The 15,625-nt window shown below is 48.7% G+C and carries 16 protein-coding genes; all 16 read left to right on the forward strand.

What is annotated here, in order from left to right; translation table 11 throughout:
- Window positions 1-35: 35 nt before the first annotated feature.
- Window positions 36-2,150: a lipopolysaccharide heptosyltransferase II gene (gene waaF / locus NTY76_04750; protein ID MCX5678399.1), complete on the forward strand. Its 2,115-nt coding sequence runs from the start codon at window positions 36-38 to the stop codon at window positions 2,148-2,150.
- A complete protein-coding gene (locus NTY76_04755) occupies window positions 2,147-3,244 on the forward strand; it encodes a glycosyltransferase family 4 protein (GenBank protein ID MCX5678400.1) in 1,098 nt (365 codons plus the stop codon). The genes waaF (NTY76_04750) and NTY76_04755 overlap by 4 nt, the downstream gene beginning before the upstream one ends.
- Complete coding sequence (locus NTY76_04760) at window positions 3,241-4,017, forward strand: polysaccharide deacetylase family protein (GenBank protein MCX5678401.1); 777 nt, start codon at window positions 3,241-3,243, stop codon at window positions 4,015-4,017. The genes NTY76_04755 and NTY76_04760 overlap by 4 nt, the downstream gene beginning before the upstream one ends.
- Complete coding sequence (gene waaF, locus NTY76_04765; GenBank protein ID MCX5678402.1) at window positions 4,014-5,033, forward strand: lipopolysaccharide heptosyltransferase II; 1,020 nt, start codon at window positions 4,014-4,016, stop codon at window positions 5,031-5,033. The genes NTY76_04760 and waaF (NTY76_04765) overlap by 4 nt, the downstream gene beginning before the upstream one ends.
- Complete coding sequence (locus NTY76_04770) at window positions 5,030-6,007, forward strand: glycosyltransferase family 9 protein (GenBank protein MCX5678403.1); 978 nt, start codon at window positions 5,030-5,032, stop codon at window positions 6,005-6,007. The genes waaF (NTY76_04765) and NTY76_04770 overlap by 4 nt, the downstream gene beginning before the upstream one ends.
- Window positions 6,000-7,061, forward strand: a complete 1,062-nt coding sequence (waaF, locus tag NTY76_04775; GenBank protein MCX5678404.1) for a lipopolysaccharide heptosyltransferase II — start codon at window positions 6,000-6,002, stop codon at window positions 7,059-7,061. The genes NTY76_04770 and waaF (NTY76_04775) overlap by 8 nt, the downstream gene beginning before the upstream one ends.
- Before the next feature lie 222 nt (window positions 7,062-7,283).
- On the forward strand, window positions 7,284-8,357 hold the full coding sequence (gene ychF / locus NTY76_04780; protein MCX5678405.1) for a redox-regulated ATPase YchF: 1,074 nt from the start codon (window positions 7,284-7,286) through the stop codon (window positions 8,355-8,357).
- A 205-nt stretch (window positions 8,358-8,562) separates the two neighbouring features.
- Window positions 8,563-9,507 (forward strand): hypothetical protein, encoded by a 945-nt coding sequence (locus NTY76_04785; GenBank protein MCX5678406.1) that lies wholly within the window; start codon window positions 8,563-8,565, stop codon window positions 9,505-9,507.
- 1 nt (window position 9,508) lies between these two features.
- Window positions 9,509-10,504 (forward strand): D-glycero-beta-D-manno-heptose-7-phosphate kinase, encoded by a 996-nt coding sequence (rfaE1, locus tag NTY76_04790; protein ID MCX5678407.1) that lies wholly within the window; start codon window positions 9,509-9,511, stop codon window positions 10,502-10,504.
- Window positions 10,505-10,519: 15 nt separating this feature from the next.
- The gene (gene kdsB / locus NTY76_04795; GenBank protein ID MCX5678408.1) at window positions 10,520-11,272 is read left to right on the forward strand and encodes a 3-deoxy-manno-octulosonate cytidylyltransferase; all 753 of its coding nucleotides are present in this window, start codon (window positions 10,520-10,522) and stop codon (window positions 11,270-11,272) included.
- Window positions 11,259-12,092, forward strand: coding sequence for a 3-deoxy-8-phosphooctulonate synthase (gene kdsA / locus NTY76_04800; GenBank protein MCX5678409.1), 834 nt, complete (start codon window positions 11,259-11,261; stop codon window positions 12,090-12,092). Before kdsB ends, kdsA begins: the two co-directional genes overlap by 14 nt.
- Window positions 12,092-13,051 (forward strand): KpsF/GutQ family sugar-phosphate isomerase, encoded by a 960-nt coding sequence (locus NTY76_04805; protein MCX5678410.1) that lies wholly within the window; start codon window positions 12,092-12,094, stop codon window positions 13,049-13,051. The genes kdsA and NTY76_04805 overlap by 1 nt, the downstream gene beginning before the upstream one ends.
- Window positions 13,048-13,578, forward strand: coding sequence for an HAD-IIIA family hydrolase (locus NTY76_04810; protein MCX5678411.1), 531 nt, complete (start codon window positions 13,048-13,050; stop codon window positions 13,576-13,578). The genes NTY76_04805 and NTY76_04810 overlap by 4 nt, the downstream gene beginning before the upstream one ends.
- Window positions 13,579-13,627: 49 nt before the next feature.
- Window positions 13,628-14,560 carry a transporter gene (locus tag NTY76_04815; GenBank protein MCX5678412.1) on the forward strand — a complete coding sequence of 311 codons (933 nt, stop codon included), beginning with the start codon at window positions 13,628-13,630 and terminating at the stop codon, window positions 14,558-14,560.
- 17 nt (window positions 14,561-14,577) lie between these two features.
- Entirely contained in the window at window positions 14,578-15,258 is a 681-nt protein-coding gene (gene cbiM / locus NTY76_04820; protein ID MCX5678413.1) for a cobalt transporter CbiM, read from the forward strand.
- A complete protein-coding gene (locus tag NTY76_04825; protein MCX5678414.1) occupies window positions 15,258-15,593 on the forward strand; it encodes a cobalamin biosynthesis protein in 336 nt (111 codons plus the stop codon). The genes cbiM and NTY76_04825 overlap by 1 nt, the downstream gene beginning before the upstream one ends.
- Window positions 15,594-15,625: the final 32 nt, after the last annotated feature.

Genomic DNA, 15,625 nt, shown 5'->3' on the forward strand with positions numbered 1-15,625 from the left:
TTCAATCCACGAAGAAATAATTTGAAAACAAACTTATGAATATACTGCAGATATTACCGACACTCGATATAGGAGGGGTTGAGACGGGGACGATCGATCTGGCGCGGTATCTCGTGAAGAACGGTCATAAGGCGATCGTCGTTTCAGGCGGCGGCCGCCTTGTAAAAGAGCTGGAGGCGATCGGCTCGCGCCACTATATGCTTCCTGTGGGCAAGAAGTCGCTCTTTAACATCATCCGAATGGTCAATGAGCTTTCCGACATAATACGCAGGGAGGATATCGACATAGTTCACGCGCGTTCGAGAGTTCCGGCCTTAATAGCGTATTTCGCATGCAAGAGAACGAACCGGGTATTGATAACGACCGCTCACGGATATTATACAAAGCATCTAATGAGCGAGTCTATGGGGTGGGGTAAGTTCGTCATCGTCGCTTCCAACATAATGGCGAAACATATGGCCGGTCCATTCAACGTGCCGTATGACAGAATAAAACTGATACCCCGCGGCGTGGACTTGAGCCAATTCACTTTAAGGCAGGAGAAGCCCGCCGGAGCGAACGAATTTGTGATAGGCATTGTATCGCGCATAACACCTCTTAAAGGGCACTCGGACTTCATAAAGGCCATATCGCTTATAAGGGGTCAGATACCGGGTCTTAAGGTCCTGATAGTAGGGTCCGCGCCTAAGGACAAATACAGGGAGGATATAGAACTGCTTATAAGGCAGCTTGGGCTATCGAAGACGATAGAGCTTACCGGCGCCCGCCAGGATGTGCCTAAGGTCATGAGCGGACTGGATATGCTCCTCTCCGCCACGGTTACGCCGGAGGCGTTTGGCCGCGTGATAATAGAGGCTCAGGCGATAGGGGTGCCTGTGGTAGCGACTAATGTGGGAGGCGTCGTCGATATCGTTGAGAATGAAGAGACCGGATTACTATGCGAACCTCAGAATCCCCGCGATATGGCGGATAAGATCCTGAAACTCTACAGAGATAACGAGCTGGCCAGGCGCATGGTTATAAAGGCCAGGAAGCGAGTGGAGGAAGATTTTAATTCCGATAAGATGATGCAGAGGACTTTGGCCGTATATGAGGAAGCGATAAAGACGCAAAACATTCTCATTATAAAGATGAGCGCCATAGGCGATGTTATATTGAGTATACCGTCCCTGCGGGCAATACGGGCGAAATATCCGAACGCCAGGATCAAGGTTCTGACCGCCCTGTCATCCAGAGAGGTTCTTGACGGATGCCCGTATATAAATGACCGTATAGTCTGCGATTTTAAAGAGAGGCACAAAGGAATTAAAGGATTGTGGTGGCTGGCTAGAGAGGTCCGGAAAGAGTGTTTCGAGATAGTGATAGATCTTCAGAATAATCGCAAGAGCCATATACTGGCGTATCTGAGCCTGGCGGGTCTAAGATATGGTTATGACAATGGGAAGCTCTCGTTCCTTTTAAATAGAAAGATAAAGAATGATGCTCCACATCTCGATCCAATAGAGCACCAGTTCAGGGCGCTTAGGATGGCTGGGGTGAAACCCGCTGATAAGCAGTTAGCTTTATGGCCTTCGGAGCGCGATAAGGCCTGGGCGAAGAAATTTCTGGAAGATAATTGGGTGAGACAGGGTCAGAATCTCATCGGTATAAATGTCAGGGCTTCTACCCGTTGGGTGAGTAAAAATTGGCCCTCCGGCCATATAGTAGAGTTATGCGATCGCTTGGCAAAAGAATATAATGTGCGCGTTATCCTTACGGGAACCGATGAGGATGTTGAGTACGCCGAAGCTATAGCAAGCTCCGCTAGGTCGAAACCCATTATATCGGCAGGCAAGACGACTGTCATGGAGCTTGCGGCGCTTATAAAGTGCTTTAAGGTCTTTCTGACCCCTGATTCGGCTCCGATGCACATAGCGTCAGCTATGGGCACTCCTTTCGTAGCGTTATTCGGCCCGACGGACCCCGCGCGCCACGTCGCGCCTTCTGGGAACTGCGTTGTACTCTGCAAAGCCAGAGAAGTGAGATGCAGTCCGTGTTATAAATCCGAATGCCGCAAGAAAGTCATCTGCATGCGCAAGATAACGGTGGATGATGTTCTCGAAGCCGTAAAGGTTTTTTTGCCGCGGCAAAAAGAAGGGGACGCGAAGTGAAGGTACTGCAGGTGACAACGCACTTCAATATAGGCGGCATATCCGGGTACATACTGGCTTTGTCCAGGGCCCTTGAGGCCAAGGGGATCGAAGTGATAGTTGCCTCATCCGGTGGAGATCTTGAGAGCGGCCTGGCTGAATGCCGTATACCGCATCACCGTCTTGGAATAAGGACAAAATTTGAATTCGGCCCAAAGACGATACTGTCGGGTTTTAAGATCGCTGGAATAGTCAGGGATGAAAAGATAGACATAATACATGCGCATACACGCGTTTCGCAGGTTGCCGCGAGCTTAGCGTCGATGATTACGGGTGTGCCGTATATCACAACATGCCACGGATATTTTAAGAAAAGGGCTAGAGGCTTTCTGGATACATGGGGCCTCAAGGTTATCGCGATAAGCGATGCTGTAAGGAAACACTTGAAAGATGACCTGGGTGTCGCTGAATCAAGGATCGCTTTAATCTACAGCGGTGTCGACGAAGGACGATTTTCGCCGCGTCTTTCACAGGGTGAAATTGATATGGTGAAGAGGGCCGCAGGCTTAAGGGAGGGCCCGGTGATCGGGACTATTGGCAGGTTATCCTCCGTTAAGGGGCAGAGGTTTTTCATTATGGCGATGAAGGATATCATTGCTGAGAGGCCCGATGCGCAAGCCCTGATAATCGGCAATGGCCCTGAAGAGGCGGTTCTGAAAGCCCTGGCTGGGTCTCTGGGGATCGACGGCTCCGTTAAATTCATAGAATCCTGCACAGGCACATATAAGTATTTGTCGATAATGGATCTCTTTGTATTTCCGTCAATAAAAGAGGGCCTTGGCATAGCGCTTCTCGAAGCGATGGCCTCGGGGAGGGCGTGTATCGCGTCTCGAACCGGCGGAATAGAGGATATAATTACAGACGGTTTTGACGGCCTCCTCGTTGACGTCGGAGACTCATCCGGTATAGCCAGCGCCGTGATACGTCTTTTGAAGGATGACGTTTTACGCAAAAAGCTGGGTGAGGAAGCCCTTGCGCTTGTCCGGAGCAAATTTACGCTCGATTCCATGGCCGATAAAGTTTCGAAATTATATAAGGAAACGGTAAAGAGATGAAGAAATTTCGTATAATAGCAGTTTCAGCCGTCTTCCTGATAATAGGCTCAGCCGCATTCGTGTTCATGAAGACGGCGTATGTTGTGCCGGTGCTCATGTATCACGCAATAGATTATAATGATAAAGTGACCAAGCTGTCGGTCAGTCCCGAGAGCTTCGAAAAACAGATGAAGTTCCTGCATGAAAATAAATATAATGTCGTGACGCTCGAAAAGCTCGTCTCGTATATTAAAAATAAAGATAAAATTCCGCCGAAGACGGTAGTCATAACGCTCGACGACGGTTTTTATAATAATTACCAGTTCGCGTATCCCGTATTGAAGAAATATGATATTCCGGCAACGATATTTGTCATAGTCGAAAAGATAGGCCAGCCGGGTTGGCTCAGCTGGAAGGATATTAAAGAGATGTCCGATTCAGGGGTTATCACAATAGGAAGCCACACGCTATCGCATAAGTGGCTTACGGATCTGGGGACGAAACAGCTCAAGTCCGAGCTGTCGCTCTCGAAGGCGATGCTTGAAGAGAAGATCGGTAAACCGGTAAATGTGTTGTGCTATCCTATCGGGGCGCATAACCAAAGGGTGGAGAGAGAGGCAGGCCTGGCCGGTTATACATGCGCTGTTGCGACCAATCCAGGGCGGTTTTCACCTATTGATGACATATATTCCATAAAGCGCATAAAAGTATCCCGTACCTCTGATAACCTATTTGTGTTCTGGTTAGAGGCGAGCGGATATTATACATGGGTGAAGGAGCGCAGAGACAATTGAGTAAGCGGATACTGATAGTAAATGTCAACTGGGTCGGCGACGTGTTATTCTCGACACCGTTTATAAGAGCCGTGCGCGAGGCGAACCCGGACGCTTATATCGCATGCCTGTTGCATCCGAGATGCAAGGAGATACTGGAATCCAATCCCAGGCTTAATGAGATAATAGTATACGACGAGGAGGGCGCCCATAAGAGCCTTTTCGGTAAGTGGGCAATTATAAAAGAATTGAAAGAGAAGAGGTTCGATACGGCATTCCTGCTCCATCGTTCATTCACGAAAGCCCTGCTCACATATCTGGCCGGAATAAAAGAGAGAGTAGGTTATCCGACCAAGAATAGAGGCGGTATTATCACGCATCTGGTTGAAGAGCCGTCCGAGGAACTGCACAAAGTCGAATATTTCCTGAACATCGCGCGCGCCTGCGGCATCGACGTCAAAGATTCTTCATATGAGTTCTTCGTTCAGGATCCGGACAGGAAGTACATTAAAGAATTGATGAGTCAATACGGTGTGACCGATAAAGATATAGTTGTTGTTCTCTGCCCTGCGGGAAACTGGCCCCCCAAGAGATGGCCGGTCGAGAATTTCGCGCGGCTGGGCGATGAGTTGGCGGAAAAATTCGGGGCGAAGATCGTGCTTTCCGCCTCAGAGAAGGATTTAAAGCTCGCTGAAGAGATAAAGAGTGTGATGGCGTGCAACCCGGTGATTACGGCGGGCAAGACCAACCTGAAGCAGCTCGGAGCGCTCTTGGAGCGCGCGGACCTCGTGGTGGCCAATGACACAGGCCCTATGCATATGGCAGTCGCGGTCGGCGCGAAGACGATCGCGTTATTCGGCCCGACATCCGCGCGTCTTACGGGCCCGTATGGTAAAGGCAGTTATCGGGTCATATCCAGAAATGAATCCTGTGAAGTGCCGTGTTACGATATCAGATGCACGGATAACGCCTGCATGTCGGCTATAAAGGTTGAAGATGTTCTTAGCGAAGCGAATGAGGCACTGGCGAAGATATGATAATAGATAAGGCCGAAGTAAAACGCATACTTGTAATCACCTTAAGCAACCTGGGGGATATAATCCTCACGACTCCCGTCATCGCGTCTTTGCGGCTCGAGTTTCCCGATTCAAGGATAGACGTTCTGGTCGGGCCTGTCGGCAGGGAGGTCTTTGAAAAAGATCGGAATATATTCAAGGTTATCATATATGATAAACATATGCCGATCGCGGGGAAGAGAAGACTCCAATTGAAATTGAAGAAATTGAGTTATGACCTTGTCGTGGATCTCAGAAACACCGTCTTTGGCCTTTTGATAGGTCCGAAATACAGGACGGCAACGATACAGCATTTTCCTCCACACATTGTTCATAGTGTAGACAGGCATCTGCATAGGCTGAAGTCTCTCGGTATAAAAAGCCATGAAAGGCGGACATATATACATATTATGCAGGAGGACGAAGCATATGTGTCGGGCCTTCTTAAGGCATCAGGGGTGCGGGAGAAGTTCATAGTTATATCCCCCGGCGCAAAGAGCCACCTGAAGCGCTGGACGCAGGAAGGCTTCGCGACTGTTGCCGACAGGCTTGCCGATGAATGCAAGGCGGATATCGTCTTTATCGGTTCCAAAGAAGACGAGATGATCGTGTCCGGCGTAGTAAAAAAGATGAAACATAAGCCGCACAATTTTACGAATAAAACCAATATAAGGCAGCTTGGTGATCTATTAAAACGCTCAAGATTACTGATAACCAATGACAGCGCGCCGCTTCATCTCGGATGCGCTATAGGCGCCAGGGTGCTGGCGATATTCGGTCCGACCGACCCCAAAAAATATGGGCCCATAGGGGAGTTTGACGTGGTTATCAATAAGAAGCTGTTCTGTTCGCCGTGCGAAGATGCCGTGTGCAAATCCAATTACGAGTGTATGTCGCTGATAATGCCCGGAGACGTGTTTGAATCGGCAAAGATGATCGTTGAGGGATATGAGTAAGAAGATATTGATAGTCAGGCTTGACAGGATAGGCGATGTGGCGCTTTCAACGCCTGTTATAAAGGCGTTGAGAGATGCCCATCCCGATAGCTATATAGCGATGATGGTCCTGCCTTACGCGCGCGAGATAGTCGAAGGGAATCCATATCTCGATGAGGTCATAATTTATGATAAGGGTCGCGGTCATAAAGGAGTCGTAGGTAATTATAAGTTTGTGCGGGAATTAAAGAAAAAGAAGTTTGACATCGCCATAATATTGCATCCGACTGCCAGGACTCATATGGCGCTCATGTTCGCGGGCATACCGGAGCGCATAGGCTACGATAAGAAGGCCGGATTCCTTCTCACAAAGAGGATCCCGCACACAAAACAGTTTGGCATGAAACATGAGATAGATTATTCACTGGATATTCTCAAATATATAGGCATAAAGCCTTCGGCGAGGGAGCTCTGCATGCCGATCAATAGCGTCTCTGAGCGAAAGATAGAGGCCATGCTTAAGGAGAATAATATTAAAGATTCCGATATTATTGTAGCGGTCAACCCGGGCGCAAGCTGCGCGTCGAAATGCTGGAACGTAGAAAAATTCGCTAAAGTCTCCAACCGCCTGACGGAGAAATACGGCGCCAGGATAGTCGTAATATCGGGATCGGCCGATAAGGTTCTCGGCGACAAGCTTGCCTCGCTTATCACTACTGGCTGTGTCAACCTATCCGGTAAGACCGGCATTGGTGACGTTGCGAGCCTCTTGAGGCGTGCCAGGCTCTTTATTTCTAATGACTCAGGGCCAGTTCATATAGGATGCGCCGTAGGCGTAAGCGTTATCGCGATATTTGGCAGGGGTGACCGCGGACTTTCTCCCAAGAGGTGGGGGCCCATCGGTAAGCATGATGCGGTGCTGCATAAGAGCGCAGGGTGTGAAATCTGTTATGCGCATAATTGCAAGTCAGCCTTCAAATGCCTTGATTCGATAACGCCGGAAGAAGTGCTTGCCGCCGCGGAAAAGATTTTAGGAAGCGGAAAAAAGCAAGTAGAAACAAAAGAGACCTTCTAACTTCGAAGGTCTTTTTGTAGGTGATAGGCCTGGATTGCTTTCGCTATCGTGCCATCTCCTCCAGTATTTCTACTTAAAGTATGCCACAAGATTTTGGTTTCTACAAGACCTCGGGCGAAATATTTATGGTTAAGAAAATAGTTAGAATTTCATTATGGCTTTTATTTCTTTACATAGTAGTGTCCGCATTTATTGAACTGACGAAGGGGATAAGGTGGTGATATGAAGATAGGGATGATAGGGCTTCCACAGGTTGGTAAGAAGACATTGTTTGAGCTGCTCACTGCCCATAGGCCGACGGAGGCCGAGATCGCATCGCTCAAGCCCATTAAAGGCGTAGCGGAAATACTGGACGGCCGGTTTGACAGGTTATGCTCGATCTATAGCCCGAAGAAAAGGGTGCGCGCGAGGATCGATATAGAGCTGATCCCGAAAATCGAAAAAGATTCGATCGCCAAGGGCGACGTATTTAAGGACATAAACGACCTGGATGCCATCTGTCATGTCGTGAGGGCTTTCAAGGATGATTCCGTATATCATGTAGAAGGTTCGATAGACGCAAAGCGTGATATAGATTTTGTTAATGCCGAGCTTATTCTCCATGATCTTATCTTTATTGAGAAGAGAGTGGAGAGGCTCGACAAAACTATAAAGCAGACGAAGGAAGAGGCTGCTGTGAAGGAGAGGGAGGTCCTCGGAAAACTGAAAGAACATCTCGATAAGAGCCTGCCCCTGCGCACCTTTGAATTGAGCCCTGAGGACAAGAAGTTTATAACAAGTTATCCGTTTATATCCTTGAAAGAGATGTTCATAGTCCTGAATGTTTCCGAAGACGCGCTTAAGGATACGAAACTGCGCTCGGAGCTTATAAATGAGCTTAAAGAAATTAAGATAGACGTGATGCAGGTGTCGGCGAAGGTCGAAGAGGAGATAATGGCGCTTGAGTCCGAGGCGGAGAGAAGAGAGTTCATGCAGTCGCTCGGTATAACGGAGCCTGCAATCAACGTAATGACGCAACTCTGCCTGAGGACGCTGAATCTGATCTCTTTCTTTACCGTAGGCCCGGACGAGGTGCGTCAGTGGAACGTGAAGAGGGGCTCCTCTGCCCCAGAGGCGGCCGGAGTTATACATACGGACCTTCAGAGGGGATTCATCAGGGCCGAGGTGATAAAATACGGCGATCTGATAAGCCTCGGATCTGAAGAGAAAGTCAAGGAGACCGGCAAGTTTTACCTTAAGGGCAAAGACTACATTGTCGAGGATGGTGACATATTGACCATCCGGTTCAACGTTTAGGGAACGGAGGCGAAAATATCTCTCCAGCTATCGTCGGATGGCGGAACTTTCGGGCGATGCTGGAGCGAGCGGCAAGCGGAAGCATTGCCCGAAAGTAAACGCCGGACTGTAATATATAGATGATATTTTCGCTGTAGTGGATAGCATTTGACGTCGTTATCGCGCATATGTTAGAATAACGCAGATTTCGAGAGGAAGACCTATTATGAAGAAGCCAAAGCACAAGATAGACCTTAGCAAGGTCAGGACCATCCCGCTTAATGCCCGCAAGTGTAAAGTCTCTATAAGCGATTTTGCGAAAAGAGCCGAAAAGGGCGAAAGTTTTAAAGATTTTTACGATTCGCTACCCAATATACTTGCGGTCCAGGACCTTAAGGCGCTGGTCGATGCCGTAATCTCCGCATACAAGAAAAAGAGGATGGTGATCATCATGATGGGCGCGCATGTGATAAAGTGCGGCCTTTCACCGCTCATCATCGACCTGATGAAGCGAGGGGTCGTAAAAGCCGTCGCGCTTAACGGCGCAGGGGTGATCCACGACACGGAGATAGCTCTGATAGGACGCACGAGCGAAGATGTCGGAGAAGGCATTCTCGACGGCTCTTTCGGCATGGCGAAGGAGACGGCAAATTTCATTAACGGGGCTATAAATTCAGGGTTCACCGGAGGAACGGGCATAGGCGAGTCCGTAGGCAAAAAGATAGTGGAGTCAAAGCTTCCGCACAGGAACCTGAGCATCCTGGCCAACGCGTATGAGTTGGACGTTTCCGTCACCGCCCATGTCGCCATAGGCACCGACATCATACATCAGCATTATTCCGCGAACGGCGCTGCGATCGGAGAGGGCTCGCTTCTCGATTTCAAAAATTTCATATACAGTGTCTCCAAACTCGAAGGAGGCGTACTTATAAATCTGGGATCGGCCGTGATACTGCCCGAGGTCTTCCTGAAGGCCATCACCGTAGCGCGTAATCTCGGCAATAAGGTCGATACTTTAACTACCGCTAATTTCGATATGATAAGACAGTACAGGCCGTACCAGAATATATTATCCAGGCCGACTTCGAAGGGCGGCAGGGGTTATAATATAATAGGCCATCACGAGATAATGGTGCCGTTAATGTACCGCTCTATAATAGAAAAGATATGATATGAGGACGAAGAGTTTCAGCGATTTCAAAAAAACTATAGCTAATTTCAAAAAATCGAGCGTACTTGTCATAGGCGACCTGATGCTCGACGAATTTATTTGGGGCGAGGTGACTAGAATATCTCCGGAGGCTCCCGTTCCGGTCGTATGGGTAAAGAAAGAGAGCTTTATGCCGGGGGGCGCGTCGAATGTCGCCAATAACCTGAGGAGCCTTGGTGCGGATGTCCATCTCGTAGGCGTGGTAGGCGATGATGAAAACGGCGCTATATTAAAGGGAGAGCTTGAACAAAAAGGTATAAGGACGGCAGGTATCGTTACCGACGATTCAAGGCCCACCATACTTAAGACGAGGGTCGTCGCGCACCATCAGCAGGTCGTTAGGATCGATAAAGAGAATAAGGACAGGCTGAAAGACACCGTGATAGACAAGATGTCGGCTCATATCAAAGGCATGATAAAGAATGTAGATGCGGTCATAGTGGAAGATTACGCCAAAGGCGTTATCACGCCGGCGCTCTTAAAAAAGATAATACCGCTTGCCAGGCATAATAAGAAGATCATCGCCGTGGATCCCAAGGAAGAACATTTCAAATATTATAAGGGTATCAGTGTTATCACTCCCAACAATCATGAGGCCTCGAAGGCTGTCGGTTTTGAAATAAAAGACGATGCGACTTTGAGGAAAGCGGGAGCAAAGCTCTTGTCCAAGCTGGGATGCAGGATAGTCCTTATAACTCTGGGCGAGAACGGTATGGCGGTATTCCAGAAGAATAAGCCGATGGAACAGATACCGACGGTTGCTCAGGAAGTATTCGATGTTTCGGGGGCCGGCGATACGGTCATCGCAAGCTATGCCCTGTCGCTTGCCGCCGGCGCGGATCCGATCGTTGCGGCGCACATATCGAATTGCGCCGCCGGAATAGTGGTCGGAAAAGTGGGCATAGCGGTTGTGTCCCCGGACGAGCTTCTTGAGAGGATCAGGAAAGAACTGTTTTGATAGGGAGGTCTATAAGTGAAGGCAATAGGAGTCATCCCGGCGCGTTGGGGCGCCACAAGGTTCGAAGGCAAGGTGTTAGCAAACCTGTTAGGAAAGCCGGTTATCCAGCATGTCTGGGAAAATGCGAAGAAGGCCAGGACGCTGGATGATCTGATCGTGGCATGTGACGATGAACGTATACTCAAGGCCGTCGAAGGTTTCGGCGGCAAGGCAGTTTACACTTCGCCGAGCCAGCCCTCGGGCACGGACCGCCTCGCCGAAGTAGTGAATGAGATGGATGTCGACATAATCGTCAATATTCAGGGTGATGAACCGCTTATAAGGCCTATCATGATCGATAATCTCGTGATGGCGCTTCAGGATGAGAAGACCGTTCAGATGGCGACTATAATAAAGAAGATCGACGACGCCTCCGAGCTTACCAATTCAAATGTCGTTAAGGTGGTAGTGGATAAGAACGGGTATGCGCTCTACTTCTCAAGATACGCGATACCTTATAACAGGACGAGTGAGGTGGACCCGAAGAAGAGGCCCGTCTATTATAAACATATCGGTGTTTACGCTTTCACGAAGGATTTCTTATTTACCTTTAAATCACTGCCGCACTCATCTTTAGAGAATGCTGAAAAGCTGGAGCAGTTGAGAGCGCTTGAATACGGATATAAGATAAAGGTAGTTGAGACAAAGTTCGATACTGTCGGGGTGGACAGGCCGGAAGATTTAAAGAGGGCAGAAGAGGCTTTGCTGCGTGAGCATGAAACTCAATAATACGGCAAAAGAAGTTACTGTAGGCAGCATCAGAATGGGCGCCGGCAATCCGTTAGTCCTTATAGCCGGGCCATGCGTTATAGAGTCGGAGGCAAGCGCCTTGAGACATGCCAAGGCCTTGAAGGCGATAGCCAGAAAGGCCGGCATCCCCTTCATCTACAAAGCAAGTTACGATAAGGCAAATCGGACATCGATCACATCTTACAGAGGTCCCGGAATCAAGAAGGGCCTCAAGATACTTAAAAGAGTAAAAGAAGAATTGGGCCTGAGTGTACTCTCCGACGTTCATTCCGGAGAGGAGATAAAAGAGGCGGCGAAAGTTCTCGATATCATTCAGATACCGGCCTTTCTCTGCCGCCAAACCGACCTGATACTGGATGCGGCAAGGACAGGTAAGGTGATAAATATTAAGAAGGGACAATTCCTCGCGCCGTGGGATATGAAGCATGTCGTGAAGAAGATAGAGTCTGTGGGCAATAAGAAGATACTGCTTACGGAGCGCGGCGTCAGTTTTGGGTATAATACGCTTGTGAGCGATTTCAGATCGCTGTTGATAATGAAAGAATTGGGATACCCTGTGGTATATGATGCCACTCACTCCGTACAGTCGCCAGGGGGCATGGGCGAGAGATCCGGCGGCGATCGGAAATATATTCCCTATCTTGCCATGGCCTCGGTCACATGCGGCGCCGACGCTGTATTTATGGAGGTTCACGAGGAGCCGGAGAGCGCTCTTAGCGACGGCCCTAATATGGTGAAGATGAGCGAACTTGAAGGATTGCTGGTGAAGCTTGTGAAGATAGAGAGGATCGTCAGATAATGCCGAGAGCCATAGCCAAAAAAGTCCTGAAGATAGAGGCGGACGCGATAGCCGGCCTGATACCGAGGATCGACGCCAATTTTGAGAAGATCGTAAAGCTCATCTATAAAGTGGAAGGCCGTATCATAGTGACCGGTATGGGTAAACCCGGATTCATCGCCCAGAAGATATCGGCCACGCTCTCTTCGACCGGTACTCCGTCGCTATATCTGCATCCGGCGGAAGCCCTGCACGGCGATCTCGGCCGCGTTACTAAAAAAGACCTGATACTCGCGCTTTCGAACAGCGGAGAGACAGAAGAGATCATAAAGTTCCTGCCGATCGTGAAGAAGATAGGCGCAAAACTGGTTTCAATGACGGGTAATACCCGGTCTACACTCGCGCGTTTTTCGGATTACACGATGAACACTTCGGTGAAGAGAGAAGCGTGCCCGCTGGGACTCGCGCCGACTACATCTACTACGGTGATGCTCGCTATGGGTGATGCGCTCGCGGTCGCGCTTTTAGAAAAGAAGGGATTCAAGGAGAAGGATTTCGCGTTCTATCATCCGGGAGGAATCCTCGGTAAGAGGCTGCTGCTTACCGTGGCGGATATTATGAGAAAAGGGCATGATAATCCTATTGTAAAAGAAAATGCCAAAGTAAAACAAGTGCTATTAACAATAACAAAGTCGAGGGCTGGCAGCGCGAGTGTTGTTGATCGCAGAGGCAGGCTTGTCGGCATATTTACCGATGGAGATCTGAGGAGGCATCTCGAGACCAACCCAAGGCTGATCGAATGCGAAGTGAAGTATGCTATGACGAAGAACCCGACAGTGATAACTAAAGAGAGATTAGCCGCGGAAGCTTTTGACATACTGAGATCAAAAAGGATAGATGAGCTGCCTGTGGTCGATGATAAAAAGCGGCCCATAGGCCTTCTGGATGTGCAGGATATACTGAAGGCAGGGCTTGTATGATTAGCCAGGATCTTCTGGATAGGGTAAAGAAGATAAAGGTTCTGATCCTGGACATAGACGGCGTCATGACGGACGGCCACATCATCTATTCGATATATGGCGATGAACTTAAGTTCTTTGATGTGCAGGACGGGTTCGGTATAACGCTTTTACTCAGGGCCGGCATAAAGAGCGTGATAATCACCGCGAAGAAATCGAGAATAGTGAAATTAAGGGCGCGCGATATGAAGGTGGCAAAAGCTTACCAGGGCTATACGGTCAAGCTGAAAGCCTTTAATCATGTTATAAAGAAATTCAAGGTGAAACCCGAAGAAGTCTGTTTTATAGGCGACGACCTGATAGATATACCTGTCTTGAAACGTGTCGGGCTGGCTGTCGCGGTTCCCAACGCAGTAGAGGAAGTGAGGCAGTGCGCCCACTTTGTCACATCGAGAGCCGGAGGCCACGGAGGTGTCCGTGAGCTTTGTGATCTCATTCTCAAGTCCCAGGGTAAATGGGATCTCGCCACCGATAAGTACTTCAAGTAGTATTTTTCCGCTCAAGCGGTTACTATAGCGCATCCAAGGATGGGGGAGGATGTTTAGAAAAGCGTTATTTTTTACTATAGTGATTATAACGGTATGTATCTTCAGCGCAATCGCCAAAGAAAGCACAGATATTGAGAAAGCGGAGGCTTGGAATCCTCCTTCCACCGGCCCTTTAAACACACAGAGCGCGCCCCTTTTAAAAGCCAAAGAATTAGTTATCCAGCCGTACTTCTTCTATTACCGCGCCCGCGGTATATTTAATGATAAAGGGTCTTATAAATCATTTAAAGACGGCAAAAAGGCCTATCAGTATGTGGGCGATCTCATTCTCTATTATGGTGTAACCGACAAATTAGAGATAGATCTCGAAGGGTTCTATTATTGGAATTATAAAGAACTTGCGCCGAACGTTAACGCGAATGACGGGGGTTTTGGAGATTCATATGCATATGCCCGATATTGCCTGGTCGAAGAGACGACCCAGGAGCCGTGGATGCCGTGCATAACGGCACTCGCCCAGATGAGATTTCCAACAGGTACATACCAAAAGGGAAGCCCGGGGAAGCTCGGCACCGATATAACGGGAACGGGTTCTTATGACCAGGGCTACGGGGTCATCCTGACAAAGAAGATAAAGCCTTTCATCCTGCACACGGACTTTATTTATAACATTCCGATGCGAACAAAGATCAATGGTGTTAAGATCAATTATGCTGATTACGTGAATCTGGATTACGCAGTAGAATATATTTTACCGAAAGGATTCAGCCTGATGCTGGAGACCAATTATCTCTGGCAGGGCGATCAAAAGAGAAACGGAACTCTTGCTCCCGATACAGATTCAAGTTCGCTTTTACTGGTTCCCGGAATAGGGTGGTCATCTGAAAAGGTGAAGGCGCTCCTATGTTATCAGAGAACCATAGCCGGCAACAATACTAATGTGAATGATTCGCTCGCGTTTACAATGATATACACATTCTAGGCGAAAAGAGAGGATATATGCATATACCCGATGGATATCTGGGGCCCGCTACCTGCGGTTTTTTTTACGCGATAATGGTCCCGATATGGGCCCTGGCTTCAAAGATAGTCAAGAAGACGCTTAATGCGAAGCAGGTGCCGCTTCTAGCCATAGGCGCGGCATTCAGTTTTGTCATTATGATGTTCAATGTGCCGATACCCGGAGGAACGACAGGGCACGCTGTAGGAGGTGTGCTGGTCGCTATCCTTATAGGCCCCTGGGCGGCGTGCATAGCTATCACGGTTGCTTTGGCAGTGCAGGCGCTTCTTTTCGGAGACGGCGGTATCACCGCTCTCGGCGCGAATTGTTTTAATATGGCATTTGCGCTGCCGTTCGCCGGCTACTATATATATAAAGCAATCAGCTATAACTCTCCTATAGGTTCAAACAGAAGGGTCATCGCCGCGGGTATTGCCGGTTATATCGCTGTAAGCGTCGCGGCCTCTTTGACCGGATTCGAATTCGGCATTCAGCCGTTATTGCATAAGACAGCGTCCGGACAGGCGTTGTATTGCCCTTATGGGTTGAATGTGGCGCTGCCTGTCATGCTGGGAGAGCATCTTTTAGTATTCGGATGGATAGAGGCCCTCGTGACGGCGCTTGTCGTCAAATATCTGCAAAAACAGGATCTTGGTTTACTTGGAGACGGGAGAGGGTGATGAAGAAGAACACTGCCAGGTTATGGATCGGACTGGTGATATTAGTTATCCTGTCTCCTCTTGGAGTAATTCTCCCAAAATATTTTAAGGCAGGAACCGCCTGGGGGGAGTGGGGCGCAGATGAGATGCGCAAGCTTGTTGGTTATATCCCTTTCGGTTTTGATAAGCTTTCAACTATGTGGAATGCGCCGCTGTCCGGCTATATTTTTAAAGGCTGGGATGAGAAGGGGTTGGGACATTTAAGTTTGTCTTATTTAGCCTCTGCGATATTAGGGATAGCCATTACAGTGGCGATCATGTTGTTTTTGGGAAGAATCTTAACAAAAAAACGATAAAAATTTCAGAAACAGTAGCATATTCGCGGTAA

This window comes from Candidatus Omnitrophota bacterium, from assembly GCA_026387175.1.
Lineage (GTDB): Bacteria > Omnitrophota > Gorgyraeia > 2-01-FULL-45-10 > 2-01-FULL-45-10 > CAIMPC01.